We start from the raw sequence: 26,254 nt of genomic DNA, 5'->3' as shown, positions 1-26,254 counted from the left end.
CGCCCCGGCGCACGCCGGGGTCCAGGAGTCGGCCCTGGATTCCGGCCTCCGCCGGAATGACGGGGGGATGACGGAGGGAAGGAATGTCGCCCTGCCGGACGAATTGCCGGAATGACGGGTCGCCGGAATGCAGGGCTGAAGGTCCTGCATAGGGAGGTGGGATCATGGATTGCGAGCGCTGTCATGGATTGATGGCGGTGGATCACTTCCTGGACCTGGCCGACCAGGACGGGGGCCTCTGGCTCAGGGTCTGGCGGTGCCTGAACTGCGGCTGGGTCACGGAGCCGGGCATCCTGCGGAACCGGACGGCGCGGCGGCCCCGCTTTGCGCGCCTGCTGGACCGCCTGGCCGGAAAGCCGCGGAGGGCCCCGTCGCATCGCGGCGAGGTCGTCGCGCTCGGCACGTGAGGGGCGGGCCGCCGTGCCGGGCGGCGGGGCGTCCGACGACGGAGCGCCGGCGGTAACGCGGAGGCGCTTCACCCCGCCGCGGGCGGGGAAGCCAGCAGCGCGCGCACCGAGGCGACGAGACCGCTCGGGGAGAAGGGCTTCGCGAGGAAGGCGGCATCGTCCCGGGCCAGCTCCTCCGGGGACGGCTGCTGGTCCAGGTACCCGGAGATGTACAGCACCCGCACGGAGGGGTTGAGCGCCCGCAGCCGCCCGGCCAGCTCCCGTCCCCCCATCCCCGGCAGGACGAGGTCGGCGACCAAGAGCCGGATGCCGCCCCGCCGTTCCTCGCACGAGCGGAGGGCCTCGAACCCGTCGGCCGCCTCGAACACGAGGAATCCCTCGATCTCGAGGGTCCGGCGGACGAGGGTCCGCACCAGCTCGTCGTCCTCGACGACCAGGACCGTTCCTCCCGAGACTGGGGGGGCCGGCTGCTCGACCGGTTCCCGGGACGCCGCCTCGACCCCCTCCGCCCTCGGCAGGTAGGCCCGAAAGACGCTCCCCTCCCCGACCCGGCTCTCGACGGCCAACCCGCCCCCGTATTGACGCAGGATTTCGTACACGGTCGAGAGGCCGAGACCCGTGCCCTTGCCGGCCTCCTTGGTGGTGAAGAACGGCTCGAAGATGCGGGGCAGGACCTCCGGCGGGATGCCGCAGCCCGTGTCGCGCACGGCGAGCATGACGGCCGGGCCGGGCGCCGGGACGAGGACCGCCCGCGGATCGAGGGCCTCCTCCGGGACCGCTTCGGCGGTCCGGATCGTCAGCGTGCCGCCGGCCGGCATCGCGTCCCGCGCGTTGACGGCCAGGTTCATGATCACCTGGTCCACCTGCATTTCGTCCGCCAACACCGGCCCGAGCCCGGGCGTCAGGTCGATCTCCAGCCGCACGTCCTCGCCCAGGATGCGGCGCAGCATCTTCTCCAGGCGCAGGACCGCCCGGTTGAGGTCCAGCGGCCGGGGTGCCGCCCGCTCCCGCCGGCTGAAGACGAGGAGCTGGCGGGTGAGCGAAGCCCCGCGCTCGCTGGCCTGCCGAATCTGCTCGATCCCCTCCGCCAGCGGGGCGGGGAGGGCCGGATCGGCGAGCGCGAGCTGGGCGTAGCCGGAGATGACCGTGAGCAGGTTGTTGAAATCGTGCGCGACGCCGCCGGCCAGGCGGCCGATCGCCTCCATCTTCTGGGCCTGGCAGAGCTGGGCGTTCGTCCGCCGAAGCGCCTCCTCCGCCTCCTTCCGTTCCGTGATGTCGAGCACCGTCCCGACCATCCGGACCGGCTGGCCCGCCGCGTCGCGCAGGACCTCCGCCCGTTCGTGCACCCAGCGCGCGCTCCCGTCCGGCCGGACGAGGCGATGCTCGATGCCGTAGGGCCGCCCGTCGGCCAGCGCCGCCCGGACCGCCGCCTCGACCGCCGGCCGATCGTCCGGGTGCACGCGGGCGAGAAAAGCCTCGTAGCTCGCGCCGAACTCCCGCGGCGCCAGCCCGAAGATCCGGTACACCTCGTCCGACCAGGTCAGTCGGTTCGTCGTCACCTCCCAGTCCCAACTCCCGAGGTGGGCGATCCGCTGGGCCTCGACGAGCTGCGCGCAGGTGCGGCTCAGCGCCCGCTCGGCCCGCTGTCGCTCGATGAATTGGCCGAGCTGCGCGCCCCACACCAGGCCCCTCTGGCGCCACGCGCCGTCGGGGGGCGGCGCCTCCCGGCCGAAGAACTCGACGACGCCGATCGTCCCGCCGCCGGCCTGGACCGGGAACCCCCAGACCGCCCGCAGTCCCGACCGCAGGGCCGCGTCCGTCCGCGGATCCATCACGTCCGCCAAGAGCGTGGTGGCCCATTGCAGCCCGCCCGCGCGACGGACGCGGCCGGGCGGGCCTTCGACGAAGGGGCCGCGCCCCGGCACGGCCAGCGCGTCGGCGAGCGTCCCGTCGAGCGTGGGACGGGCCCAGCGGCCGGCGCACCGCCACCGGTCGCCTTCCCCCTCGCCGTCGAGCCAGAGCAACCCGAGGTCGGCGCCCAGGCCCTCCCCGACCGCCTTGAGGAACGACCCGGCCGCCTGCGTCAGGCTCCCGCTCTCGCTCAGGACATGCGCCACGGCGAGGTCCGTCGCCAGGGTGCGCTGCTGCCGCTGCAGGTCGGTGGCGTCGCGCAGGACCCCGCAGTAGAGCATCCGGCCGCCGGCCGTCCAGGCCGACAGCGAGCAGAGGATCGGGACTTCCCTGCCGTCCCGCCGCAGCGCGGTGAGCCAGCCGTCCCGCCGGATGACTCTGGTTTCCCCCGCGGCCAGGCCACGCGCCATCCCGCGCCGATGCACCTCCCGAAACGGCTCGGGCACGATCCGTTCGACGGATTGTCCGACCAGTTCGTCCTCGCGCCAGCCGAAGGTCTGCTCCGCCGAGCGGTTCCACGCCAGGATCGTCCCGTCCTGTTCGGTGACGACGATGGGGTCCGGTGCGGCGGCGAGGACGCCCTGGAGCCGGCCCTCGGAGGACCGGTGGGCCTCCGCCGTCCTGCGGTAGAGGAGGATGAGCAACACGGCCACCCACAGGACCGCCACGCCCATGAGACGGTTGAAGACGACGACTTCCTGGGACGCGCCGCCCCGGGCGGCGAGGGCGCCGAGCAGGATCAGGACGCTAAAGCCGGCCCCCGCCAGCAGGGGAGCCCATCGCTGCGGAAGCCGGAGGGTGAGGAGGAGCGGCAGGAGGTAGGCGGCCCACACCGCCCTGCCGAGCGGCGTGGCGAGGTCAACGAGGAAGATCCCGAGCGAAAGCGAGGGCAGGACGAAGGCCGCGAGCCTGGCGACCATCAGCAGTTTCCCCCGGTCCGACGCGACGGCGTGTCACGCTATCAGAATTTCCACCGATAGTCAAGATCACGTAGTCCTCGCCTTGCCGGACCGTCGGGGTCGAGCCGAGACCCGGCGCTCGCACCTGGCCCGCGCCCGCCGCTCCCCATACCCGCGCCCGCCGTCTCACCGCACCCACTTCGCCCGCATGAACTGCTGGTCCCTGTTGTAGGAGAGGGTCAGCTCGCCCTGGTAGGCGCGGCGGAGCGCCTCGCCGATCCGCCGGGGTAGGTGGACGTCCGTCGTCTCGATGACCACGCCCTCCTTCTCGTCCCGGACCCCCATGATCCGCGCGAGCGGATGCTCGGCCTTCTCGCCGGCCTCCTCGTTGCGGGCCAGCGAGAGGACCTCCGCCCGGTGCGCGGCGTAGAAGGGGCCGGCGACCGTCAGCTCGCCCGCCGGGTAGTGATCCTTGATCCGCCGGCAGGCGGGGCACGTGGCCGCCCGGGCCTTCGGCGGCTTCGCGGTCCAGGTCCAGCGGCCCTTCTGGAAGACCGCCCCGCACGACGGGCAGACCGTCGTCCCCCGCGGCTTGCGCCTGGCCTTGTACGTGTCGTGCCGTTTCGCCTGGACCCTGCGGTCCCCCCGACCGCGGTTGTCGGCTGCGCTCCCCGTCCTCCCTTTCATGCCGCCTCCTCCTTGAGCTCGCGTGGCTCGACCGGATTAGAGCCGGGCACCCGACCAGTCCCGCACGTTCCGGCGCCGGCGTGCGCCGGGGACGAGCGGGCCGCCGCCCCCGTCGGCCGTCAGCCGCGTGCCCGCCCGGCCCTCCAACGCCTCCAGCGCGCGCTCCGGCGAAGTGATGAGCACCTCCCGCCCTCCGCGCTCCAGGAAATGGATCGCCCCCTCGATCTTCGGCCCCATGCTGCCGGGGGCGAAGTGGCCCTCCGCCAGGTAGCGGCGGGCCTCGGCCACGGTCAGCGAGGCCAGCGGCCGCTCCTGCGGGGTGCCGAACCGGAGCTTGACGCCGTCCACGGCGGTGAGGTCCAGGATGCGCGCCACGCCCAGCTCCACCGCGAGCACGCTGGACGCCAGGTCCTTGTCCACGACGGCCTCGACGCCGGCGAGCGAGCCGTCGTCCGCGACGCGCACGGGAATCCCGCCGCCGCCCGCCGCGATCACGACGTGCCCGGCCTCCAGCAGCCGCGCCACCGCCTCGGCCTCCAGCACCCGCAGCGCCCGCGGCGACGGCACGACGCGGCGCCAGCCGCGCCCGGCGTCCTCCCTCACCGCCGCGCCGGCGGCCCGCAGCGCCCGCGCCTCCGCCTCGTCGTAAAAGGGCCCGACGGGCTTGCTCGGCGCGTCCATGGCCGGGTCGTGCCGGTCCACGAGGGTCCGCGTCAGCAGGGCGACGACCGGCGGCCGGTCCCGACCGCGCGTCAGCAGCCGCGATTCCAGCGCCGCCTGGATCAGGTAGCCCGTCTCCCCCTGGGACTGGGCCACACAGGCGTCCAGCGGCAGGTCGTAGGCCAGGCCGCGCGCCGCCCGGACGCGGAGCAGGATGTGGCCGACCTGCGGACCGTTCCCGTGCGTCAGCAGGACCCGGAAGCCCCGCTCGATCAGCTCCACGACGACCCGCAGCGCCTCGCGCAGCGTCGCCGCCTGCTCCTCCAGCGTGCCGCGCGCGCCGGGCCGGACCAGCGCGTTGCCGCCGAGCGCCACCAGCACGAGCTCAGGCATGCGTCCTCGCCCGCTCGATCAGCCCGGCCAGCGCCTCGCGCAGCGTGGGCCGGCCCAGCTCCCGGAATTCATAGGTCACGCGGCAGACGGGCTGCGGGATCGTGATGAGCCGCCGCAGGTCCACCGGCGTGGCGATCACGACCACGTCGCAGTCGGTCCGGTGGATCGTCTGCTCCAGCTCGAGGAGCTGCGCCGCGCCGTAGCCCATGGCCGGCAGCACCGCCCCGAGGTGCGGATGGTCGAGGTACAACCGCGCGAGGCTCCCGACCGCGAAGGGCCGGGGGTCCACGAACTCCCGCGCGCCCTCGCGGAGCGCCGCGAGCACGCCGGCGCCGTAAGTCATCCCGCCGTGGGTGAGCGTCGGGCCGTCCTCGATGACGAGCACCCGCGCGCCGCGCAGGCGGGCCGGCGCATCCACCGTCACCGGCATGGCCGACTCGATCACGAGCGCGCGCGGGTTCGCCGCGCGGGCCGCCGCCCGCACCGCCTCCACGCGACCCGGCTCCGCCGTGTCCAGCTTGGTCAGCACCAGCACGTCGGCGCGCAGCAGGTTGGCCTCGCCGGGAAAGTAGGCGCGTTCGTGGCCCGCCCGGTGCGGGTCCAGCAGCACGATCTCCAGGTCCGGCTCGACGAACGGCAGGTCGTTGTTCCCGCCGTCCCAGAGGATCACGTCCGCCTCGGACTCGGCCAGGCGCAGGACCCGCCCGTAGTCCACGCCGGCGTAGACGACGTCCCCGCGCGCGAGGTGCGGCTCGTACTCCTCCCGCTCCTCGATCGTGCAGTCGGCCGCCCGCAGGTCGTCGAGGGTCGCGAAGCGCTGGACCGCCTGCGTCGCCAGGTCCCCGTAGGGCATGGGATGGCGCACGATCGCGGGCCGGAGGCCCGCTTCCCGGAGCAGCGCCGCCACGCGCCGCGCGACCGGGCTCTTGCCGCAGCCGGTCCGCACCGCGCAGACCGAGACGACCGGCTTGCTCGACCGGAGCATCGTCGCGCGCGGGCCCAGCAGCCGGAAGTCGGCGCCCGCCGCGAGCGCCGCCGAGGCCCGGTGCATGACCTCCTCGTGCGCGACGTCGCTGTAGGCAAAGATCACCTGGCCGATGGCCTCCCGCTCCAGCAGGGCTGCGCCCTCCCGCTCCGCCAGGATGGGGATGCCCTCGGGGTAGAGGGGCCCGGCCAGCTCCGCCGGATAGCGCCGGCCCTCGATGTTGGGAATCTGCGCCGAGGTGAAGGCCACGACCTCCCAGCGGGGATCGTCCCGGAACACGACGTTGAAGTTGTGGAAGTCGCGTCCCGCGGCGCCGAGGATCAGAATTTTGGTGCGTTCCATGGAAGAGCAAAGAAGCGATCAGCCGTCAGCAAGACCGTCGCCCCGGCGGACGCCGGGGCCCAGTCTGCGATTCTGGATTCCGGCTTTCGCCGGAATGACGGATGCTCTCGTCACCCCGGCGGACGGTTGACCCCAGTCCCGTCGCCCCGGCGGACGCCGGGGCCCAGTCTGCGATTCTGGATTCCGGCTTTCGCCGGAATGACGGATGCTCTCGTCACCCCGGCGGACGGTTGACCCCAGTCCCGTCGCCCCGGCGCACGCCGGGGCCCAGTCCGTCACCCCGGCGGACGCCGGGGTCCAGTCCGGAACCTGGATTCCGGCCCCGGATGAAAAATGTCCGGGGTGACGACCTTCCGCCGGAACGACGAGTCTGATCGCCTCCTCCCCCTGTGTCCATTCTCCCCACCGCCAGCCCGCGGACTGTGGCATTCGTGGACCGTCGCTCCACGCCATACCGTGCAGTTCCCTGCGTAAACCGGCGTTTCTGTCGGCACGATTGCTGCTAGTTCCGGCAACCGGAGCGCCATGGCCTCTGAGTCATGCAAGAAGCGGAGCAGCCCATGACCGCCGTCCTGAACGCCGAGATCGCCCAGCGCCATCGGGAAGCGGTGTCCGTGGATTGAAGACCTGGATTCCGGCTTTCGCCGGAATGACGGATGCTCTCGTCACCCCGGCGGACGGTTGACCCCAGTCCCGTCGCCCCGGCGCACGCCGGGGCCCAGTCCGTCACCCCGGCGGACGCCGGGGTCCAGTCCGGAACCTGGATTCCGGCCCCGGATGAAAAATGTCCGGGGTGACGACCTTCCGCCGGAATGACGGAGGGGCAGGAATGACGGACGCGGGGATGATCGTCAGGGTCCGGATCGCCGGCAGGGCGGTCTATCGCAAAGGGAGTCTGCCATGAAACTGCTGCTCGCCGTGGACGGATCGGACACCGCTTACGAGGCCGCACGGGCGGTCGGTCACTTCGCCGCGCCCGCGCCGCTGGTGCTGCTGCACGTCATCGACGTGCCGAAGCCGGCCTACCCGATGATGATGCCGGAGGTCGCTGCGGAGATCTACGCGACGGTCGAGCGCAGCATGCGGGAGGACGGCGAGCGTCTGCTCAACCGCATCGTGTCGGTCCTGCCCTTCCAGGCCGGCGCGGTGACCCGCCGCATCGAAGTCGGCAAGCCCGCGGAGACGATCCTCGCCGCGGCCGAGCGGGACGGCATCGAGCTGATCGTCGTCGGCGCGCGCGGGGTCGGGCCCGTCAAGGAACTGGTCTTCGGCAGCGTGTCCCACCGCGTGATCACCCAGGCGCCCTGCCCCGTGCTCGTGGTGAACCGCCCGGCGCGGACGATGGGCCACGTGCTGCTGGCACTTCAGGGCCCGGAGGACGCGGAGCGGGCCCTCGCGTTCCTGGCGAAGCAGCCGTTCAAACACCCGCCCCGGGTCACGGTCCTGACCGTCATGCCGCTGGCTCAGCCCCTCTGGCCCGCGGGCATCACGGACAGCGCGCTGCTGGTCGAGAAGGCCGTCGAATGCGCGCGGCATTTCGTCGAGGACGTGGCCGGCCGGCTGGCGACGCTCGGCTACGAGGCGACGGGCGAGATCAACATGGGCGCGCCCGGTCTGACGATCGCCAAGCGGGCGGCGGACGCCGAGCCGGACCTCATCATGGTCGGCTCCCACGGCCGCAGCGGGGCCGGCCGGTTCTTCCTGGGCAGCGTCTCGCATACTGTCCTGCACCGGGCGCCCTGCCCGGTGCTGGTGGTGCGGTGACGAGGAAGCGACTGCGTGATTCCCCGCAGCCGCAGGGCGCCCCCGGAATTCTCCGCTGGACTGCCCGAGAGCCCGGAGCGTAAACTGAAAGCCGGTACCAAGGAACAGGCTCTCATGCGACAGACCGCCATCCATCCGCTCGGCGCGGTGCCCTGGGGCACCCACCTCTGCCACTTCTACCAGACGGACGCCGAGCTCGCCGCCCTGCTCGTACCCTACTTCGCCCAGGGGCTGCGGGACAACGAGTACTGCCTCTGGATCACCTCCGACCCGCTCGACGAGAAGACCGCGGCGGACCTCCTGCGCCGCGCCGTCCCCGACCTCGACCGCCATCTGGAACGGGGCCAGGTCGAGATCCTGCCCTACGGCGACTGGTACCTGCGCGGCGGAGACTTTTCCGCGGAGCGGGTGATCGAGGGCTGGACCGAGCGGGCCCGGCGCGCGGGCGAGCGGGGCTTCGAGGGGCTGCGCGTGACCGGCAACACGACCTGGCTGTCGAAGGCCCGGTGGGCGGACTTCCTGGCCTATGAGGAAGCCCTCCACGGGGCGATCGGCGACCGGCCCGCCCTCGTCCTCTGCACCTACGACCTCCGGAGCCGCGGCGGGCGCGACGTGCTGGACCTCGCCCGGACCCACGACATGAGCCTGGTCGAGCGGGGGGGCCGGCGGACGGTGCTGTGCCGGGCCGGCACGCACGGCGACCTGCGCACCGGCGGCCTCACCCGGACGATGGAGGCCGTCGGGCGGCTGGCGGGGCGGCTCGCCCACGATTTCAACAACCTGCTGACCGTCGTCGGCGGCTACAGCGACCTCCTGCTCGCCCGGGCCGGCGCGGATGCGTTCCAACGGTCGGCGCTCGAGGCGATCCGCGAGGCCGGCCGGCGGGGCACGGCCCTGACCGCCCAGTTGCTGGCCCTCGGCCAGCCACGGAGCGCGCAGCCCACCCCCCTCGACCTCAGGGTGATGCTGGGCGGGCTGCGGGAGCGCCTCGTCCGGCTAGCCGGCGAGCGCATCGTTCTGGACCTCCGCCCCTCCCCCGAGCCGACGATCGTCCGGGCCGAGGCCGGACAGCTCGAGCAGGCCCTCCTCAACCTGGCGACCAACGCCCGCGAGGCGATGCCCTGCGGCGGCCGGCTGACGATCGAGACGGGACGGTGCCGGCTGCGGGAAGCGCTGGCGGCGGACCCCGCCCCCGTCCCCCCGGGCGACTACGTGACCCTGACCGTCGCCGACAGCGGCGTGGGCATCACGGCTAACCTGACGGAGGTCGTGTTCGAGCCCTTCTTCACCACCAAGGCCGACCGCGGTTCCGCGGGCCTCGGCCTCTCCGTCGTACACGGGATCGTGCGGCGGCACGGCGGCCATCTGACGATCAGCAGCGCGGTCGGCGAGGGCACGCGGGTGACGCTCTACCTGCCGGAGGCGGCCGGCGAGGCCCTTCCGCGCGAGCCGGACGCCGACGCAGCGGCCGGGTCAGGGGCGGTGGACGCCCCGAGCGGCGTCGCGCCCTGACGAGCGGCGGCCACCGTCTCGCCGCGGAGGCTCCCCGATGGACGATTCGACGCCGCGTTCCTCCCCCGCGCCCGCCCTCGCCGCCCTGAAGACCGGGGCGCACCTCTGCTTCCTCTACCAGACCGAGGAGGAGCACCGGGCGCTCGTGACGCCCTTCCTCCGCCGGGGCCTCGAGCAGGGCGAGCGGGTGCTCTACCTTGCGGACGCCGACACGGCCGAGGCGATCCTGGCCTCCCTCCGACGGGACGGGCTGGACGCGACGCCCTTCCTCGCGGGGGGCCGGTTGCGCTTCCTGGCCGGGCCGGAGGTCTCCTTTCGCGCAGGCGCCTTCGACCCGGAGCGGCTGCTCGCGTTCCTGCGGGCCGAGACCGACCAGGCCGTCGCGGACGGCTGCCCGGCGCTCCGCGTGACCGGCGAGATGACCTGGGCCCTGCGGGGCCTCCCCGGCCCCGAGCGGCTGAGCGAGTACGAGGCGAAGCTGAACGAGCTCCTCCCGGGCGGCCGCTGCCTGGTCCTCTGCCAGTACGACCGCCGGCGGTTCACCGCCGAGATCCAGCTCGACGTCCTGGAGACCCACCCGATCGTCGCGGTGGGCGTCGAGGTCCGCGACAACCCCTGCTACCTGCCGCCCAAGGCCGTCCTCGCCGAGGACCGGTCCGCCGCCAAGCTGGAGCAGCGGCTGAAGATCCTGACCGAGCGCGGGCGGGACGAGGCGCGGATCGGGCTCGTCGCCCGCGCCCTGGAGGCGTCGGCCAGCGGCATCGTCATCACCGACCGCGAGGGCACGATCCAATGGGTCAACCCCGCCTTCACGACGATGACGGGCTACGCGGCGGAGGAGGCCATCGGCCGGAACCCGCGCCTGCTCAAGTCCGGCCGCCAGGACCTGGAATTCTACCGACGCCTGTGGGGCACGATCACCGCGGGGCGGGTGTGGCGCGGCGAGCTCGTCAACAAGCGGAAGGACGGAGCCCTGTACCACGAGGAGATGGCGATCGCGCCGGTGCGGGACGACGGCGGCGAGATCCGCCATTTCGTCGCGATCAAGCAGGACATCACCGCCCGCAAGCAGATGGAGAGCCACGCCCAGCGGATCGAGCGGCTCGCGGCGATGGGGCAGTTGCTCGGCGGCATCGCCCACGACATCAAGAACGCGCTGTTCGTCGTGAACGGCCGCATCCGGTTGCTGCAGGAGAAGGTGGCGAACCGGGAGTACGAGGGGCTGGAGACCGACATCGAGAAGGTCGCCGAGGCCGTCCGGCACATGGACGGGACCGCGCGGCGGTTCCTGTCCTTCGCCCGGCCGGCCCGCCCGTCGTTACAGGTCTGCTCGATCACCCCGCTCGTCGAGGGCGTGCTGGACTTCCTCTCGGCCGAGCTTACGAAGCGGCGCATCGCGGTCGTGACGGACTTCGCGCCGGACCTGCCGCCCTGTTCGGCGGACCCGGCGCACCTGCACCAGGCCCTGCTGAACCTCGTGCTGAACGCCGTGCAGGCCATGGCGGCGGCGCACGGCGGGGGCACGCTGACGGTGACGGCGAGGCTCGCGACCGACGCGGAGCAGGACCGGCGCGGGGACGCCGCCGCGGAGAACGCGGGAGGGCGGGGCTGGATCGAAGTCCGCGTCCAGGACGACGGGCCCGGCATCGCGCCCGAGCATCGGGACCGGCTCTTCGAGCCCTTCTTCACGACCAAGCCGGCCGACGAGGGCACGGGCCTCGGGCTGTGGACCACGCGGACGATCGTCCAGGACCTGGGCGGCACCGTGACCTTCGAGACCGAGGTCGGCCGCGGCACGACGTTCATCGTCCGGCTGCCCGTTGCTGAAGGAAGCGAGCGATGAGCCCCTCCGACGCCCCTGAACAGAGACCGCAGCCCGGACCGTCGTGGCAGGCGCAGCCGTACGGCCGCCTGAACGCACTCAACTCGTCGCGGCTGGTGCTCGACGCGGTGGGCGAGGACCTGTTGACCGACATCGTGGCCGAGTACCTGGCGCTGCTCGAAACGTCGGCCGCCGTCTACGAAAGGACCGGCGACTACGCGCTGGGCCTCTTTTCCTCCGGCTGGTGCCGGTTGCTCGACGCCAAGTCCCGCGAGGGGTGCGGCACGACGGACAACCGGGAGGCGCTGGCCTGCGGCAAGTGGCACTGTCACGAGTCCTGCTGGGCCATTTCCAAGGAGTCGATCGACAAGGACGAGCCGGTGGATTTGCCCTGCCTCGGCGGCATCCGCATCTATGCGGTCCCCATCCACGCCGGGGGCGAGGTCGTCGGGGCCATCAATTTCGGCTACGGCACCCCGCCCGACGCCCCGGAGCGGCTGCGCGAGGTCGCGGAGCGCTACGGCTTGCCCGTCGAGACGCTCCGGCGCGAGGCGGCGGCGTACGCGCCGCGGCCGGAGTCGCTGATCGCGCTCGCCAAGCACCGGGTGGCGACGGCCGCCAAGCTGATCGGCGCCCTGGTCGAGCGCCGGCGGGCCGAAGCGGAAATCCGCCGCCTCAACGCCGAGCTGGAGCAGCGGGTGAGCGAGCGCACGGCGCAGCTCCGGGCGACCAATCAAGCACTGGCCGCGGAGGTCGCCCAGCGCGAGCGGGCGGAGGAGGCGCTGGCGCGGTCGCGCGCGATGCTCCGCCAGGCCCTCGACGCCATCCCCCAGTACATCTTCTGGAAGGACCGCGAGAGCCGCTACCTGGGCTGCAACAGCCTCTTCGCCGAGGCCGCGGGGGTGGAGGAGCCCGACGCCATCGTCGGCAAGACCGATTTCGACCTGCCGTGGAAAGAAACGGCCGAGGTCTACCGGGCCGACGACCGCGCGGTGATGGATAGCGGCCGGGCCAAGCTCAACTACGAGGAGCCGCAGCACCGGCCGGACGGGAGCGTGCTGTGGCTGAGGACGAGCAAGGTCCCGCTGACAGACCGGGAGGGACGGGTCTTCGGGGTCTTGGGCATCTACGAGGACATCACGGAGCGCAAGGCGCTGGAGGCGCGCAACCAGCGCCTCGAACGGCTGGCGATGCTGGGCCAGTTGGTCGGCGGGATCGCGCACGAGCTGAGAAACCCCCTCTTCATCCTGACCGGCGAGCTGCAACTGTGCGAAGAGAAGCTGCAGCGCCGGGAGTATGCCGACCTGCCCGAAGACCTGAAGAAGGTGCGGGCGGCCGCCGACCGCATCATCCGCATCACGGATCGCTTCCTGGCGCTGGCGCGGCCCGCCGTGGGCCGGCCGGAGCGCTGCCTCGTGCAGATGGTCCTGCGACGGACTCTGGAGCTCTTGGCCAACGAGCTGATGAGGAACCAGATCACCGTCCTGACCGACATCGCGCCCCACCTGCCGCCCGTCTGGGCCGATCCCCACCAGCTCCAAGCGGTGTTCCTGAACCTGATCCTGAACGCGATCCAGACCATGAGCACGGCGCACGGGAAGGGGACGCTGGCGGTGAGCGCCACGCTGTCAGCCGACTTGGCGATGCTCCCACCCTCCCCTCCCCCCGCCGCGGGGGAGGGCACGGGAGGGGGGGCCTCGTGGATCGAGGTACGGATCCAGGACGACGGGCCCGGCATCGCGCCCGAGCATCGGGGACGGCTCTTCGAGCCCTTCTTCTCCACCAAACCGCCGGAGGAGGGCATGGGCCTGGGACTCTGGACCGTCCGCATGCTCCTGATACAGTTCGGCGGCACCGTGACCTTCGAGACCGAGGTCGGCCGCGGCACGACGTTCATCGTCCGGCTGCCGGCGACGGCGGAGGATCGAGCGGCATCGGGGCCGTGACGCCTTGATTCCGAGGGACCGGGTCATGGAACCGTTTTTTCGATTGCACCGGCCGCCGTCGGTCGCTATCCTACCGCCGTCGGAGGCGGCAAGGGTCCCGTTTTTCCGTCGTTGCGAACCGTGTCGGGGACCGGAGCGTGGCGTCTTCTCCGCACATCCTCCTGGTGGACGACGATCCTCAGATTCGCCATCTGGCCTGCGCCCTCCTCGCGCGGGAGTTTCCCGACTCCCGCGTCGAAACGGTCACGGACCAGCGGGCGCTGGACAAGGCCCTGACCGACGAGCGGCCCCGGGTGGTCGTCACGGACTATCAGCTCGGCTGGTCCGACGGGCTCACGGTGCTGCGCACGGTACGCACCCGCTGTCCCGACTGCCCGGTGATCATGTTCACCGGCAGCGGCAGCGAGGAAATCGCCGTGCAGGCCATGAAGGCCGGCCTGGACGATTACATCCTCAAGTCCCCCGAGCACCTGGTCCGGCTCCCCGCCGCCATCCGGTCCGCGCTCGACGCGCGGGCCGCCCGCACCCAACTCCAGGAGGCGGAGGCCCGCTATCGCGAGCTGTTCGAGCGCGTGCCGGTCGGCCTGTTCTGCTGCTCGCCCTCGGGCCAGGTCCTGGACGGCAACCGGGCGCTCCTCGACCTGCTGGGCTGTCCAGACCTGGACACCCTGCGGCGCACGCCCTCCGACGCCTTCTACGTGAATCCCGAGGACCGACGGGTCTGGGAAGGGCCCGCCCGAGAGGGGCGGGGCCAGGTCGAGCTGGCGTTTTGGCTCCGGCGGCTGGACGGGCGGACGATCTGGGTCAAGGGCAAGGTGCAGGCCGTGCGGGACGCGGAGGGACGGGTCCGGTCCTACGAGGGCTTCATCGAGGACCACACCGACCGCAAGCAGATGGAGGCCCAGGCGAGGCACACGGCGCGGGTGGCCGCGATGGGCGAACTGGTCGGCGCGATCGCGCACCAGCTCCGCAACCCGCTGTTCATCCTCAGCGGCTACCTGCAGCTCATCGGCGAGCGGCTCGCTGACGACCCTCCCCGCCCCGACCTCGCCGCCGACCTGGAGAAGGCGGAGACGGCGGTGCAGCGGCTCACCGAGATCATCGACCGGTTCGTGACGCTCGCCCATCCGCGGACGTTCCGTCGCGAGACCTGCTCGCTGCCCGCGGCGATCCGGGAAACGCTCGACCTGCTCGCTTCGGAGCTGATGATGCACCAGATCAGGGTGACCACGGACCTCGCACCGGACCTGCCGCCCGTCGTCGCGGACCCGCAGGATCTGCACGAGGTCCTCCTGAACCTGATCCTGAACGCCTCGCAGGCGATGGCGGAGGCGAAGGGGGGCGGGACGCTGGACGTCGCCGCCTCGGTCGCCGAAGACGGCCGGGTGGAGATCCGCATCCGGGACGACGGCCCGGGGATCGCGCCGGAGCATCGGGATCGGCTGTTCGAGCCCTTCTTCAGCACGAAGGCGGCGGGAGGCGGCACGGGCTTGGGCCTATGGACGGTCAAGCGGATCCTGATGGGCCTGGGCGGCACCATCGCCTACGACAGCGAGCCGGGCAATGGGACGACGTTCGTCGTCCGTCTGCCGGCGCGGGCCGGCCTTCGCTCTTGAGCCGTCGGCCGCGCGCCGCGTCCCGGCCGGCGCCGCGATGGCGGATCGCCGGAACGGCGAGGCGGAGAGCCGAACGCCGCCGGCTACTTTAGGTAACCGGCGTCCGCGAGGGCGGCGAGGATCACGTCCGCCGCCGCCTCCGCGCCGAGGCGCGTCGTGTCCAGGCGCACCTCCGGCCGCTCCGGCGGCTCGTAGGGAGCCTGGAGCCCCGGCACCGTCGCCGATTCGCCGGTCCGCCCCTTCCGGTAGGTCCCCTTCCGGTCGCGCGCCAGGCAGACCTCCAGCGGGCATTCCACCGCCACCTCCAGAAAGCGCGGGATCAGCGAGCGAGCCAAGTCGCGCCAGGCGCGGCGGGTGGCGGTCGCGTCGAAGAGGACGACCGTCCCGCGGGCGACGAGGCGGCTGCCGAAGAACGCAAGCGCCCGGTAGAACTGCTCGCGCTCCTCGAGCGAGTAGGTCGGCGCGGGCGTGACGACGCGCCGGACCGCGTCGGATTCCAGCACCTCGACCGGCAGGCCGCGCGCCTCCAGCCGCGCCCGCAGCGCCGCCGCGACGGTGCTCTTCCCCGACGCCGGCAAGCCCGTCAACCAAACGGCGAAACTCATCTTGCGTGCTGCGTGCCCGCTTCCTGACTCGGCACTTGTGCGCTCGCGCACGTGCTCACTTGCCGCCGACCCCGCAATACCTGTTCGCCTCCGCCGGGTCGAACCGCTCGTCGGCGAGCACATGCTCGACGAAGTTGAAGATCGCGCGACGGGTCGGGAGCGCCAGGTCCGGGTACCAGAGCGGGCTCGCGACGACGAGGCCGCGGAAGGCGAAGAACGGCGCAGCCGCCTCGAGCACGCCCGCGTCCCCGCTCCGCTCCAGGTAGCGGTCCCAGAAGCCGCGGAACAGCCCCGCGAAGGGCTCGCGCAGCCGCCCCCAGCGCCGCAGCGAGAAGAACAGGTAATTGATCGTCATGCTCGTCACGTCGTCGGCCGGCTCGCCCCACTCCCCGCGGGAGCGGTCGAGCACGCTGAAATCCGTCCCCCGCCGGAACAGCACGTTCCACGGATGGAAGTCGCCGTGCACCTGCGAGAGGCGATTCGTCCGGTGCCGGAGCGCCCACCGGCGGCGGTTGGCCGCCTCCTCGATCCCCCGCAGCAGGTCCGGCGTGATGAAGCCGACGCGGTCGGGGTAGCTGTCGGTCAGCCCCATGATGCACTCGCCGTGGCCGACCAGCTCCCGCAGCCGGCGCCGGTAGAGGTGCGGATCCCGCTTCTTGACCCCGTGGACGGCGACGAGATAGTCGGCGAGCGCGCGCATCCGCCTCCGGTCGAGTGCCCCGAGCTGGCCGGTCCTTGCGATCCGCTCCAGGTCCAGGTTGTAGCCGCGGCCCTCGACCCAGCCGGTCAGCACGAAGTATTCCTTCGCGCGGGCGACGGAGAACAGCGAGCCGTCCTCCGCGAAGGCCCCCACGTCGAGCGCGGCCACGTGGCGCGGGAGCCGGCCGAACGAGTCGTAGTCCCACAACATCGCCTGCGCGCGGTCGGCCATGTGCTCGTGGCCGAAGGGGCCGGGGCTCATCGTCCCCAGCACGGCCTTGTGCACCGCCCGGCCGACCCGGAACGTGAGGAGGACGGGCCGGCCGTAGCCGTAGCGCTTGGCCCTGCGGCCGGAGGAGGCCTCGCCGATGCGGCCGAAGGCGAGCAGGCGCGCCGTGGGCCCGAACCGAGCGCGCAGGTAGGCGTCGATCTGGTCGGCCGTCAAAGTGGGCATCGCGATGGAGCCATCGAGGTCCCCCAAGCAGCCTTCAGCCTATAGAGGAAAGTCCGAGGAGAAGCAAGCCCGATTCCTCGACCGGCTCCCAGCCGCGAGCGGCCTGCGTCATTCCGGCCCTCCGTCCTTTCTCCCCTCCGTCGTTCCGGCGCAAGGTCGTCGCCCCGGACATTTTTCATCCGGGGCTGGAATCCAGGGAGTTCGGACTGGGCCCCGGCGTGCGCCGGGGCGACGGAGGAGGGGCGGTGTGCGCCGGGGTGACGGAGGGGGACGACCCTCCGCCGCGGCAACGACGCCACGGCCGGCGATTGACACTGCTGCGTTCGGCTCCAGTCGTCCAGGCCGGACTGAGGAAAAACGCGCCACCGCCGCCGGCCGCCCGGAGGCCCGCGGGCCGGCGCGCAACGCGACCCGATCAATCAAGGACTTGGGCGCGGCGGAGGCATCGGGCCATGGCACAGGCCTTGCGAGGCCGTGGGGCGAGCACGGCGCGCCCACTTCAGCGAGGAGGCAACCAGGATGGACCTACGCATCGAGAGTCGGAACGTCGGCATGACACCCCGTTGGAAGGCCGAGATCGAAAGCCGGATGGCCGACCTCCGGCGCGTCCAGAACGACCTTACCCACGGCCGGGTCACCCTGACCAAGAATCCCCACCACAAGAAGGCGGACTTCGTCGCGGAGGCCGTGGTCGTGGTCACCCTGCCCAGCCGGCACACGGTCGCCGCGCGCAAGGAGGACAAGACCTTCGAGGAAGCGATCCGCGCGGCCTTCGCCTCGGTGGAAATCGAGCTGCGCAAGCTGCGCGAGAAGCGGGCGTCCACGGAGGTCCGGGGGCCGGCGATCCCGCTGCGCGGCGTCATCTGCAAGCTCTTCCCGCGGGAGCGCTACGGGTTCATCCTCGAGGAGGGCGGCGGCGAGGTCTATTTCCACGAGCACGCGCTAAAGGGCCTGAGCTTCGCGGAGCTGGAGGACGGCCTGGAGGTCGCCTACAACGTCGAGCCCGGCGCCAAGGGCCCGCAGGCGACCGCGGTCCGGCGCCCGCCGGTTGAGCCGTGAGCGGGCGGTACGCGCTGCCTCCCTCGGCGCTCGCGCCGCGCGTGGACCCGGCGGCCCTCGGCTTCGCCGACACGAGCGAATTGACGCCGCTGGAGGAGCCCATCGGGCAGGAGCGGGCCGTGGAGGCCCTGACCTTCGGCCTGCGGATGCCGAGCCCGGGGTTCAACCTCTACGTGGCGGGCCCGGTGGGCGCCGGCAAGTGGACGATCGCCAAGACCATGGTCCGGCGCCTCGCCCGCGAGCTGCCGGCGCCGCCCGACTGGTGCTACGTCAACAACTTCCGCGACCCCTCGCGCCCCACCTGCCTGGCGTTCCCCGCCTCCCGGGGCCGCGCCTTCAAGCAGGCGATGGTCGGGCTGATCGAGGGCCTGCGCCGCGACCTGCCCAAGGTCTTCGAGAGCACGCCCTACCTGGAGGCACGGGCGAAGATCATCGAGGAGACGGAGTCCCGGAAACGGGCCCTCTTCGCCGAGCTGGCCGACCTGGGCAAGGCCCGCGGCTTCGAGTTCGAAGAGACCCCGACGGGCTTCCGCCTCGTACCCCTGCGCCAGGGCACCCCCCTGAGCGAGGAGGAGCTGGCCACGCTGCCCGAGGCCGAGCGGCAGGAGATGGTCGAGCGGCGGCGGGCCATGGAGGCGGAGATCCGGGAGTTCCAGGTGCGGCTCCACGGCCTGGATCACGAGGTGGAGCAGCGCGTCCGCGCCATGGACCGTCTCGTCGTCAAGAACATGCTGGAGAGCCGGTTCGCGGTCCTGCGCCAGCCGGTCCAGGACTTGCCGCCCGTGCTCGACTACCTCGATCGCGTCCACGAGGACATCCTGGCCAACTACCGGGACTTCCTCCCACAGGAGGCGCCGGCCCTGCCCTTCCTGCCGTCTTTGCCCGGGCGCGGGCCCGACCTCACGCGCTACCAGGTCAACCTCGTCGTCGAGCACGAGGCGGACGCGGGCGCGCCGGTCGTGGACGAGTCGCACCCGACCTACAGCAACCTGATCGGCAAGATCGAGCGCAAGGCCCACCTGGGCATCGTGTTCACGGACTTCACGGAGATCAAGGCCGGCGCGCTCATCCAGGCGAGCGGGGGCTTCCTGATCCTGAGCGCCCTGGACGTGCTGCGCCAGCCCTTCGCCTGGGAGGCGCTCAAGCGCGCGATCAAGACGCGCGAGGTGAAGATCGAGGACCCGGGCGAGCTGTTCGGCTTCTCCACGACGGCGCTGCGGCCGCAGCCGCTGCCCGTGAACGTGAAGGTCATCCTCGTCGGCCCGCCGTTCCTCTACCACCTGCTCCAGGCCTACGAGGAGGACTTCCAGAAGATCTTCAAGGTGAAGGCCGACTTCGACCTCGACGTCGCGCGCGACGCCGACCAGGACCTGCGCATCGCGCGCTTCGTGGCCCACCTCTGCCGCGAGGAGCACCTGCCGCCCTTCGGCGCGGACGCGGTCGCGGAGCTGATCCGCCACGGCCTCCGCCTCGCGGAGCGCCGCGACCGCCTCTCGCTGCGGCTGAGCCTCCTGAGCGACGTGGTGCGCGAGGCGGCCTTCTGGGCCGGGCAGGCGGGCCGCGCCGTCGTCGGGCGGGACGACGTCGTCCAGGCCCTGGCCAAGAAGCGCCGGCGCGCCGACCTCCTCGAGCAGTGGGTGCAGCGGGAGATCCGCGAGGGCATCCTGATGGTGGACGTGACGGGCGAGGTGGTCGGCCAGGTCAACGGCCTGTCCGTGCACCTGCTCGGCGACCACGCGTTCGGCCGGCCCTCGCGCATCACCGCCCGCACCTTCCCCGGCACGAAGGGCGTCATCGACATCCAGCGGGAGGCGGAGCTGGCCGGCCACGTGCACAGCAAGGGTGTGCTGACGCTCGCCGGGTACCTGGCCGGCACCTTCGCCGCCGGCCATCCCTTCGCCTTGAGCGCGACGCTCACGTTCGAGCAGACCTACTCGGAGGTCGAGGGCGACAGCGCCGCGCTGGCCGAGCTGATCGCCGTGCTGTCGAGCCTCGCCGACGCGCCCGTGCGCCAGGCCCTGGCCGTGACCGGCTCCGTGAACCAGCTCGGCGAGGTGCAGCCGATCGGCGGGGTGAACGAGAAGATCGAGGGCTTCTTCGAGTCCTGCCGCCGGCGGGGGCTCACCGGCGACCAGGGCGTCGTGATCCCGGCCCGGAACGTCGCGCATCTCGCGCTGCGGCCCGAGGTGGTCGAGGCGGTGGAGGCCGGCCGGTTCACCGTCTACGCCGTGGACCGCGTCGAGCAGGCCGTCGAGCTGCTGACCGGCCTCCCGGCCGGCGAGCGCGGCGCGGACGGCGCCTACCCCGCGGACAGCGTCTTCGGCCGTGCGGCGAAGCGGCTGGAGGAGATGGCCTCGTTGGTGGAGGACTGGGGGAATCAGGGCGAGTCGCCATGAAGGCGCTGGCCGCCATGCTCGCGCGCGCCGCCGACGGCGCGTTCCTCCTGGACGAGACGGGGCGGATCGTCCTGTGGAACCGCGCCGCGGAGCGGATGACGGGCTGGCGCGCGGCGGACGTCGTGGGACGGCCCTGCCATGAGGTCCTGCGCGGCGAGACGACGGACGGCCGGCCGCTGTGCGGCCCGGCCTGCGCGGTCGCGGCGCAGGTGCGGGCGGGAACGGGCGCGCGCAGTTTCGACATGCGGGTGCGGACCAAGGCGGGCCGCCCGCTCTGCCTCAACGTGAGCTCGCTCCCGCTGCCCTTGGGCAAGGGCGGACGGTTCGGGTCCGTCCACCTGTTCCGCGACGTGACCGGCCAGGCGCGGGCCCGCCGGCTGGTCGAGGAGCTGCGCACCGCCCTCTGCTGCGGCACGCCCGCCTGCCCCGCGCCGGCGACGGCCCCCCCGCCGGACCTGTCGCCCGACCTGCCCCTGAGCCGCCGCGAGCGCGAGGTCCTGCGCCAGCTCGCCCTCGGCAAGTCCACCAAGGCCGTCGCCGACGCCCTCTGCGTGAGCCCCGCCACCGTCCGCAACCACGTCCAGCACATCCTCGACAAGCTCGGCGCCCACAGCCGCCTGGAAGCCCTCGCCCTGGCGTACCACCCGGGACGAAGCTAGGAGGCCATCGGCCGACGGTCACCCAGCCCCTCACTCGTCACCCCGGTCCCTCACTCGTCCTCCCGGCGCACGCCGCTCCTCCTCCGTCACCCCGGCGCACACCGCTCCTCCTCCGTCACCCCGGCGAAAGCCGCTCCTCCTCCGTCACCCCGGCGCACGCCGCTCCTCCTCCGTCACCCCGGCGAAAGCCGGGGTCCAGTCTGGGTCCGTGGGAGTCGGACCTGGATTCCGGCCCCGGATGAAAAATGTCCGGGGTGACGACCTTGCGCCGGAATGACGGAAGCGGCCCGAAGTAACTCCCTCCGCGGTTGCGCCCTATTCCGTCGCCCCGGCGCCGGTTCACCCCCAATCCGTCACCCCGGCGCACGCCGCTCCTCCTCCGTCACCCCGGCGAAAGCCGGGGTCCAGTCTGGGATTCTGGATTCCGGCCCCGGATGAAAAATGTCCGGGGTGACGACCTTCCGCCGCAATGACGGAATACCGGGATGACGGCCAAGAGGTGGCTTTGCCTGATGCATTCTCGCTTCCTTCAAAATGAGGCGCCCGGCCCATTGGCAGGGCGCGGGGCCGGACGTATGCTGCAACCATGACGACCCACGCCCGACATCAGCAGACGGTGCTCCTGGCGCTTCTCGCCACGCTGCTGCTCGCGCTGTTGCTGCTCACGCCGCGCGCGGCGGGCGCCGAATCGGCGGACACCGGGTGGCTCGACCGCCTGACCACCTTCGTGACCTTCGAGCAGATGCACGACGGGAACGGCGACTTCGCCCCCTACTACGAGCAACTGTCCCGCGTCCGGGCCGCCCTGCGGGCCGGCGACCATCCGCGGGTCTTTGCCGCGATGAACCGCCTGATGGACATGCTGGAGGCCCGGGAGGGCGGCATCGCACCGCAGGCCGCGGAAGCGATCTGGAACTATTGCGAGCAGGTCACGCCCGCGGCCTACCACGACATCAGCCGGCACCTCCGGGGCCGCCACCGGGCGGCCGCGGACCCGCCGCTCACGGCAGGATGAGGACCGAGTCACCCGGTTTCGCCCGGGGCGAAACCCAAGAGAGGAGGGAACGGCCATGACGGAACACATTCAGAGAAGCGGGACGCTCCCGCTCGCCGCGCCCGTCGGCCTGCTGGTCCTGGCCTTGGTGCCCGCGCCGAGCTGGGCCTTCGGCGGCGACTACGAGGGCTACCACGGCTGGATCGACCGGCTCACGAACGAGGTGAAGATCGCGCAGGCCAACGCCGCCGGCACCGACGCCGCCTTCGAGCCCTACGTCGGGCAGCTCATCGTGGTCAAGGCCGCCTTGGAGCGCGGCGACCAGCCGGGAGTGTACAGGGGCGTGAACACGTTCATGGACATGCTGGCAAAGCGGGAACACGGCATCTCCGCCGCGGAGGCGGACCGGTTGTTCGACTACTGCTACGAGGCGACGCCGGCCAAGTTCCACGACATCAGCCGCCACATCGCGCGCTACGACCCGATGCGGTGGTGGGACGAGATGATCTACCTCAGCGAATAGGACCACCGAGCGGACGCAACAGGAGGGTAGGCCCATGAGGTGCCTGGATCACAACGACATGGCGGTCATGGCGGGGGCGGTGACGACCCTGGCCGGCGCCGCCTTCTTCTTCGCCTGGCTGGGCGTGGAGCGACCTCCCTTCGCGCCCGCCGGCGAGACCGACGCCGCGACGTTCCTCGCGGAGCAGATGGATCGGTCGATTGCCGAGGCGCTCGCCGCCCCGGCCGCGGCCGAGGAGGCCCGCGCCTCGACGCAGGCGGCCCTGGGCAGGGCCATCGTCACCCTGCAACAGGCCAAGATCCGCGAGGCGGCCTGGATTCCCGAGCTGGCCGCCGCGGCGAGGACGGCCGCGGAGGGCCGCCGGCTGTTCCTGGAAACGCGCTTCAAGCTGCCCGCCGACTGGAACGGACCGGAGTTCGCGGCGATGGCGCGGGAGGCCGAGACCCGGGCCCAGCCCGTCCTGGGCCGGCGGATCGTGACGGAGGGCCTGGCGGTCGCGTCCCGCCTGGGCGCGGCCGAGGAAGCCTACGGGCGGAGCCTGGTGGCGGCGGTCGGCGCACTCGACCGGGCCGCGCGCGAGCCGGCCGCTTCGCAGGAGACCCTGATGGCCGCCGCGCGCGTCGCGATGAGGGAGGCCGAGCGGACGGCGGGCCGGCCCTCGGTCGAGCCGAGGCGGACGGCCGGCGACGGCGCGGAGCCGATGCTCCTGCTGGGCATTCTCGGCGGCGTCGCGCTCCTGATCGGCGCCGGAGCGGCGTTCCTGGAACATCGAGGGCCCGGCGCCAGGCGGATCGAGGCCCGTTGCGAGGAGGCCGACCGGGACGTGGCCGTGACGATGCTCACCAGCGGGGAGACGCCCTACGAGGTGGCGGCCTGCACCGCCTTCCACGACGGGCCGGTCACCTGCGGCAAGCGCTGCCTCGCCTGGCCCACGGCCCGCGCGGCCTGACCGGACGGACCATGCAGGAGGACTGCCGGCCGGATCGGAGCGTGACGATCGCAGATCGAGTCAGGTCGGCGCCGCAGCGGGCCGGGAGCTGCGGCGCCGATCGTTTGTCGTGGCCGATGGTCGAGCGAGAGCAGGGTTGGGAGGGCGGAGAACTCGATCATCCGCCGGCCGAGAGCCGGCGCGTCGGACCCTGGCCTTCCGCTCGGCGCTCAGGCCGCGCGGCCGAACCCGCTCACCCCGGCGCACGCCGCTCCTCCTCCGTCACCCCGGCGAAAGCCTGCCCCGGACATTCTCAATCCGGGGCCGGGGCCCAGTCCGTCACCCCGGCGCACGCCGGGGTCCAGTCCGAACTCCCTGGATTCCGGCCCCGGATGAAAAATGTCCGGGGTGACGACCTTCCGCCACAATGACGAAGGTAAGGATGACGGAATCCCCCTCTCGCCGCAATGACGGACGCCCTGACTGACGAGCGGAACGAGCTGAGCGGAGGCCGCCTCGATGCTGCTTTCCACGGTGGGAATCTCGGAGGGGCTTCAGGCTTCCCGGCCGACCGGGCCTGCGCACCACCCCTGCGCTCGACCCCCTGCGCTCGGTTGTTCCTCGTGGCGGTTCCTCCGCTCGTCTTCACCTTACGGCCTCGCAGCGGCCGATGGAATGAGCCGCTTGCATCATTTTGACGGAGAGCCGATGATCGCAGGGCGCCGGCCGGTTCCACGGACCGGCGGCCGCCCGAGGAGGAGCCATGCTGCCCCATCGTATGCTGATCGACGAGCGCGCCATCGCAGCGCGGGTGGACGAGCTGGCCAAGGCGGTCGCGGCCGACCTGAACGGTCGGCCGGTCCTGCTCCTCGGCCTCCTGACCGGGAGCTTCGTGTTCATGGCCGACCTCGCCCGCGCGCTCGCGCGCCGCAGCGTGGACCCGCAGGTGGCCTTCCTCCGCGTCTCCCACTATGGATCCGCGACCGATCCCTCCCGCCCGGTCGAGGTGGAGCAGCGCCTCCCCGCCGACCTCGCGGGCCGCGCCGTGCTGGTGGTGGATGAGATGGTGGACTCGGGGGATTCGATCACCGCGGTGCTCGACCGGCTCCGCGCCGCGCGCCCGGCCTGGCTCCGCGTCTGCGCGTTCCTGGCGCGACGGACCGGCGGCGCCGGCTCACGGGCCGACTACGTGGGATTTCCCGCACCGGACGGCTGGCTCATCGGCTACGGGCTGGACCTGCGGGGCGAGGGCCGCGCCCTGCCCTACGTGGGCCTGGTGGAGCAAGACTCGAGTGATTGAAGGATGGCGTCATGACCTCGCTCGACTCGGCCAGGGCGCGCTCGCTCATCGCTCCCCCTCGTCAAGTCTTCCCCGCCGGGCCGCAGTTCAGGTAGCCGAACAGGATGTCCCGCCGGGCCACGATGCCGACGAGCTTGCCGTCCTTGTCCACGACCGGCACCCGGATGAGCTGGCTGTCCCGCAGCACGCGGACGAGGGTGCCCACGTTCGTCTCCGGCCGGATCGCGTAGGGGTTGGGCGACATGATCTCCTCGGCCGCGACCTCGCTCCAGCGATGGCCCCGCTCTAGCGCCCCGAGGAGGTCGTACTCGCTCACGATCCCCACCAGGCGCCGCGCCTCGTCCACGATGGGCACCGCGCCGAACCCCTCGATCATCTGCGAGGCCAGCACGTCGGCCTTCGTCTGCCGGTGGCCGACCTGCACGTCCCGCTCCATGAACCGCTCCACGGTCAGCCGGCAGAACTCCGCCAGTTGCCGGTCCCCGATCTCCGTCTTCTGATTCGCCATCCTGCCCTCCTCGCCCTCCCCGGGCCCGGCCCGACTGCGACTCCCCAACCTGCCATCCCCCAATCCCTCGATCTCCCCGATCGTCAATCTCCCAATCTTCACTGCCTACTCCCAGACTCCCGCCACCGGCCGGCGGCAGACCGGACAGGCGCCGCCCCGGAGGCGGTTTTCGATCAGGGTGAGCCCGGCCCGCCGGATCACGAGCGTGCCGCAGCCCGCGCAGCGCGTCTCCTCGCCGCTCGCCTCCGGCGCGTTGCCCAGGTAGACGTGCTCCAGGCCCGCCTCGTGGCCGATCAGGGCGGCGCGCAGGAGCGTCTCCAGCGGCGTATTCTCCCCCGTGCTCATCTTGAAGGCGGGATAGAAGCGGCTGACGTGCCAGGGCACGCCCGGCCCCAGCTCGCGGACGATGAAGGCGGCCAGGTCGCGCAGCTCGGCCTCTGAGTCGTTCAGGCCCGGGATGACCAGCGTCGTCAGCTCGATCCAGACGCCCAGCTCCCGGTAGAGCCGGATCGCGTCCAGCACCGGGGCGAGCCGCCCGCCGCAGACGCGCGCGTAGAAGGCGTCGCGGAAGCTCTTGAGGTCCACGTTCGCGGCGTCCAGGTACGGCGCGACCATGCGGATCGCGGCCGGCGCGGTGAAGCCGTTCGTCACGAAGACGTTCCGGAGCCCCGCCGCCTTCGCCGCCGCCGCCGTGTCCAGCGCGAGTTCGAAGAAGACCGTCGGTTCCGTGTAGGTGTAGGCGACGGAGGCGCAGCGGCGGGCGACGGCCCGGTGCACCAGCGCCGCCGGCGTCGTCGGCAGCCCCGGGATCGTATCCTCCGGCGCCCGCCCGACCGGCAGGCAGACGAAGGCCGGCGCCTCCCGCTCGGACAGCTTGGGCCCCTGGGACATCTCCCAGTTCTGGCAGAAGGTGCAGCGCAGGTTGCAGCCGACGGTGGCGATCGAGTAGGCGGTCGAGCCGGGCAGGAAGTGGAAGAGGGGCTTCTTTTCGATCGGGTCCACCTCCTGCGCGATGACCCGGTCGCCGACGAGCGTGACGAGCGCGCCCCCGCGGTTGATCCGCACGCCGCAGGCGCCGCGGTGCCCCGGGGCGATCCGGCACTCGTGCGGGCAGAGGGTGCAGCGGACGCGCCCGTCCGCCTCCTCCTCGTAGAACAGGGCCCTGCGCAACAACCCGCGCTCCAT

Annotated in this window: 21 protein-coding genes; 13 read left to right on the top strand and 8 right to left on the bottom strand. The window is 72.3% G+C overall.

The annotated features are described in order from the left end of the window. The first annotated feature begins 164 nt into the window (after positions 1 to 164). Positions 165 to 407, top strand: coding sequence for a hypothetical protein (locus AC1U7O_RS00880; RefSeq protein ID WP_479892657.1), 243 nt, complete (start codon positions 165 to 167; stop codon positions 405 to 407). A 68-nt stretch (positions 408 to 475) separates the two neighbouring features. Here the strand turns inward: AC1U7O_RS00880 and AC1U7O_RS00875 are convergent, their stop codons facing one another. From AC1U7O_RS00875 to AC1U7O_RS00860, 4 genes are all read right to left on the bottom strand, one after another. Continuing rightward, positions 476 to 3,238 carry a PAS domain S-box protein gene (locus AC1U7O_RS00875; protein ID WP_479892656.1) on the bottom strand — a complete coding sequence of 921 codons (2,763 nt, stop codon included), beginning with the start codon at positions 3,236 to 3,238 and terminating at the stop codon, positions 476 to 478. Positions 3,239 to 3,403: 165 nt separating this feature from the next. Continuing rightward, positions 3,404 to 3,904, bottom strand: a complete 501-nt coding sequence (locus AC1U7O_RS00870) for a BCAM0308 family protein (protein WP_479892655.1) — start codon at positions 3,902 to 3,904, stop codon at positions 3,404 to 3,406. Between the two features lie 36 nt (positions 3,905 to 3,940). After that, the gene (locus AC1U7O_RS00865; protein ID WP_479892654.1) at positions 3,941 to 4,957 is read right to left on the bottom strand and encodes a carbamate kinase; all 1,017 of its coding nucleotides are present in this window, start codon (positions 4,955 to 4,957) and stop codon (positions 3,941 to 3,943) included. Continuing rightward, complete coding sequence (locus tag AC1U7O_RS00860) at positions 4,950 to 6,284, bottom strand: cyclic 2,3-diphosphoglycerate synthase (RefSeq protein ID WP_479892652.1); 1,335 nt, start codon at positions 6,282 to 6,284, stop codon at positions 4,950 to 4,952. The genes AC1U7O_RS00865 and AC1U7O_RS00860 overlap by 8 nt, the downstream gene beginning before the upstream one ends. Positions 6,285 to 7,184: 900 nt before the next feature. Here AC1U7O_RS00860 and AC1U7O_RS00855 point away from each other — a divergent pair. The 5 genes from AC1U7O_RS00855 to AC1U7O_RS00835 all read left to right on the top strand — a co-directional run bounded on the left by AC1U7O_RS00855 (position 7,185) and on the right by AC1U7O_RS00835 (position 14,944). After that, positions 7,185 to 8,048 carry a universal stress protein gene (locus AC1U7O_RS00855; protein ID WP_479892651.1) on the top strand — a complete coding sequence of 288 codons (864 nt, stop codon included), beginning with the start codon at positions 7,185 to 7,187 and terminating at the stop codon, positions 8,046 to 8,048. A 114-nt stretch (positions 8,049 to 8,162) separates the two neighbouring features. Beyond that, positions 8,163 to 9,560 (top strand): MEDS domain-containing protein, encoded by a 1,398-nt coding sequence (locus AC1U7O_RS00850; protein ID WP_479892650.1) that lies wholly within the window; start codon positions 8,163 to 8,165, stop codon positions 9,558 to 9,560. Between the two features lie 37 nt (positions 9,561 to 9,597). Continuing rightward, positions 9,598 to 11,403, top strand: a complete 1,806-nt coding sequence (locus AC1U7O_RS00845; RefSeq protein WP_479892649.1) for an MEDS domain-containing protein — start codon at positions 9,598 to 9,600, stop codon at positions 11,401 to 11,403. Then, positions 11,400 to 13,328 carry an ATP-binding protein gene (locus tag AC1U7O_RS00840; protein ID WP_479892648.1) on the top strand — a complete coding sequence of 643 codons (1,929 nt, stop codon included), beginning with the start codon at positions 11,400 to 11,402 and terminating at the stop codon, positions 13,326 to 13,328. Before AC1U7O_RS00845 ends, AC1U7O_RS00840 begins: the two co-directional genes overlap by 4 nt. Positions 13,329 to 13,465: 137 nt before the next feature. After that, a complete protein-coding gene (locus AC1U7O_RS00835) occupies positions 13,466 to 14,944 on the top strand; it encodes a two-component system sensor histidine kinase NtrB (RefSeq protein WP_479892647.1) in 1,479 nt (492 codons plus the stop codon). An 83-nt stretch (positions 14,945 to 15,027) separates the two neighbouring features. On the opposite strand, the gene AC1U7O_RS00830 is transcribed toward AC1U7O_RS00835, so the two are convergent. Both AC1U7O_RS00830 and AC1U7O_RS00825 read right to left on the bottom strand, forming a co-directional pair. Next, a complete protein-coding gene (locus AC1U7O_RS00830) occupies positions 15,028 to 15,549 on the bottom strand; it encodes an adenylyl-sulfate kinase (protein ID WP_479892645.1) in 522 nt (173 codons plus the stop codon). Positions 15,550 to 15,604: 55 nt separating this feature from the next. Continuing rightward, on the bottom strand, positions 15,605 to 16,702 hold the full coding sequence (locus AC1U7O_RS00825; protein ID WP_479892644.1) for a phosphotransferase family protein: 1,098 nt from the start codon (positions 16,700 to 16,702) through the stop codon (positions 15,605 to 15,607). A 519-nt stretch (positions 16,703 to 17,221) separates the two neighbouring features. Here AC1U7O_RS00825 and AC1U7O_RS00820 point away from each other — a divergent pair. The 7 genes from AC1U7O_RS00820 to AC1U7O_RS00790 all read left to right on the top strand — a co-directional run bounded on the left by AC1U7O_RS00820 (position 17,222) and on the right by AC1U7O_RS00790 (position 24,561). Then, complete coding sequence (locus tag AC1U7O_RS00820) at positions 17,222 to 17,761, top strand: HPF/RaiA family ribosome-associated protein (RefSeq protein ID WP_479892643.1); 540 nt, start codon at positions 17,222 to 17,224, stop codon at positions 17,759 to 17,761. After that, positions 17,758 to 20,157 (top strand): Lon protease family protein, encoded by a 2,400-nt coding sequence (locus AC1U7O_RS00815; RefSeq protein ID WP_479892642.1) that lies wholly within the window; start codon positions 17,758 to 17,760, stop codon positions 20,155 to 20,157. The genes AC1U7O_RS00820 and AC1U7O_RS00815 overlap by 4 nt, the downstream gene beginning before the upstream one ends. Further along, entirely contained in the window at positions 20,154 to 20,816 is a 663-nt protein-coding gene (locus AC1U7O_RS00810; protein ID WP_479892641.1) for a response regulator transcription factor, read from the top strand. The genes AC1U7O_RS00815 and AC1U7O_RS00810 overlap by 4 nt, the downstream gene beginning before the upstream one ends. A 586-nt stretch (positions 20,817 to 21,402) precedes the next feature. Continuing rightward, positions 21,403 to 21,831, top strand: a complete 429-nt coding sequence (locus tag AC1U7O_RS00805; RefSeq protein WP_479892640.1) for a hypothetical protein — start codon at positions 21,403 to 21,405, stop codon at positions 21,829 to 21,831. A gap of 55 nt (positions 21,832 to 21,886) precedes the next feature. Next, positions 21,887 to 22,333: a hypothetical protein gene (locus AC1U7O_RS00800; RefSeq protein ID WP_479892638.1), complete on the top strand. Its 447-nt coding sequence runs from the start codon at positions 21,887 to 21,889 to the stop codon at positions 22,331 to 22,333. 34 nt (positions 22,334 to 22,367) lie between these two features. Next, the gene (locus AC1U7O_RS00795; protein ID WP_479892637.1) at positions 22,368 to 23,282 is read left to right on the top strand and encodes a hypothetical protein; all 915 of its coding nucleotides are present in this window, start codon (positions 22,368 to 22,370) and stop codon (positions 23,280 to 23,282) included. Between the two features lie 742 nt (positions 23,283 to 24,024). Further along, complete coding sequence (locus AC1U7O_RS00790; protein ID WP_479892636.1) at positions 24,025 to 24,561, top strand: phosphoribosyltransferase; 537 nt, start codon at positions 24,025 to 24,027, stop codon at positions 24,559 to 24,561. A 61-nt stretch (positions 24,562 to 24,622) separates the two neighbouring features. Here AC1U7O_RS00790 and AC1U7O_RS00785 read toward each other — a convergent pair whose 3' ends face one another. Both AC1U7O_RS00785 and amrS read right to left on the bottom strand, forming a co-directional pair. Beyond that, positions 24,623 to 25,069 carry a CBS domain-containing protein gene (locus AC1U7O_RS00785; protein ID WP_479892634.1) on the bottom strand — a complete coding sequence of 149 codons (447 nt, stop codon included), beginning with the start codon at positions 25,067 to 25,069 and terminating at the stop codon, positions 24,623 to 24,625. 105 nt (positions 25,070 to 25,174) lie between these two features. Continuing rightward, the gene (gene amrS, locus AC1U7O_RS00780) at positions 25,175 to 26,242 is read right to left on the bottom strand and encodes an AmmeMemoRadiSam system radical SAM enzyme (RefSeq protein ID WP_479892633.1); all 1,068 of its coding nucleotides are present in this window, start codon (positions 26,240 to 26,242) and stop codon (positions 25,175 to 25,177) included. Positions 26,243 to 26,254 lie beyond the last annotated feature (12 nt).

This window comes from Candidatus Nitrospira neuquenensis (genome assembly GCF_979578155.1).
The sequence above is the reverse complement of the archived record's forward strand: the minus strand, read 5'-3'. Positions and strand labels throughout refer to the sequence as shown.

Bases quoted from the DNA above. Each gene is read 5' to 3' on its own strand.
- AC1U7O_RS00880 (WP_479892657.1), top strand. From the start codon at position 165: ATGGATTGCGAGCGCTGTCATGGATTGATGGCGGTGGATCACTTCCTG.
- AC1U7O_RS00875 (WP_479892656.1), bottom strand. From the start codon at position 3,238: ATGGTCGCCAGGCTCGCGGCCTTCGTCCTGCCCTCGCTTTCGCTCGGG.
- AC1U7O_RS00870 (WP_479892655.1), bottom strand. From the start codon at position 3,904: ATGAAAGGGAGGACGGGGAGCGCAGCCGACAACCGCGGTCGGGGGGAC.
- AC1U7O_RS00865 (WP_479892654.1), bottom strand. From the start codon at position 4,957: ATGCCTGAGCTCGTGCTGGTGGCGCTCGGCGGCAACGCGCTGGTCCGG.
- AC1U7O_RS00860 (WP_479892652.1), bottom strand. From the start codon at position 6,284: ATGGAACGCACCAAAATTCTGATCCTCGGCGCCGCGGGACGCGACTTC.
- AC1U7O_RS00855 (WP_479892651.1), top strand. From the start codon at position 7,185: ATGAAACTGCTGCTCGCCGTGGACGGATCGGACACCGCTTACGAGGCC.
- AC1U7O_RS00850 (WP_479892650.1), top strand. From the start codon at position 8,163: ATGCGACAGACCGCCATCCATCCGCTCGGCGCGGTGCCCTGGGGCACC.
- AC1U7O_RS00845 (WP_479892649.1), top strand. From the start codon at position 9,598: ATGGACGATTCGACGCCGCGTTCCTCCCCCGCGCCCGCCCTCGCCGCC.
- AC1U7O_RS00840 (WP_479892648.1), top strand. From the start codon at position 11,400: ATGAGCCCCTCCGACGCCCCTGAACAGAGACCGCAGCCCGGACCGTCG.
- AC1U7O_RS00830 (WP_479892645.1), bottom strand. From the start codon at position 15,549: ATGAGTTTCGCCGTTTGGTTGACGGGCTTGCCGGCGTCGGGGAAGAGC.
- AC1U7O_RS00825 (WP_479892644.1), bottom strand. From the start codon at position 16,702: ATGCCCACTTTGACGGCCGACCAGATCGACGCCTACCTGCGCGCTCGG.
- AC1U7O_RS00820 (WP_479892643.1), top strand. From the start codon at position 17,222: ATGGACCTACGCATCGAGAGTCGGAACGTCGGCATGACACCCCGTTGG.
- AC1U7O_RS00810 (WP_479892641.1), top strand. From the start codon at position 20,154: ATGAAGGCGCTGGCCGCCATGCTCGCGCGCGCCGCCGACGGCGCGTTC.
- AC1U7O_RS00805 (WP_479892640.1), top strand. From the start codon at position 21,403: ATGACGACCCACGCCCGACATCAGCAGACGGTGCTCCTGGCGCTTCTC.
- AC1U7O_RS00800 (WP_479892638.1), top strand. From the start codon at position 21,887: ATGACGGAACACATTCAGAGAAGCGGGACGCTCCCGCTCGCCGCGCCC.
- AC1U7O_RS00795 (WP_479892637.1), top strand. From the start codon at position 22,368: ATGAGGTGCCTGGATCACAACGACATGGCGGTCATGGCGGGGGCGGTG.
- AC1U7O_RS00790 (WP_479892636.1), top strand. From the start codon at position 24,025: ATGCTGCCCCATCGTATGCTGATCGACGAGCGCGCCATCGCAGCGCGG.
- AC1U7O_RS00785 (WP_479892634.1), bottom strand. From the start codon at position 25,069: ATGGCGAATCAGAAGACGGAGATCGGGGACCGGCAACTGGCGGAGTTC.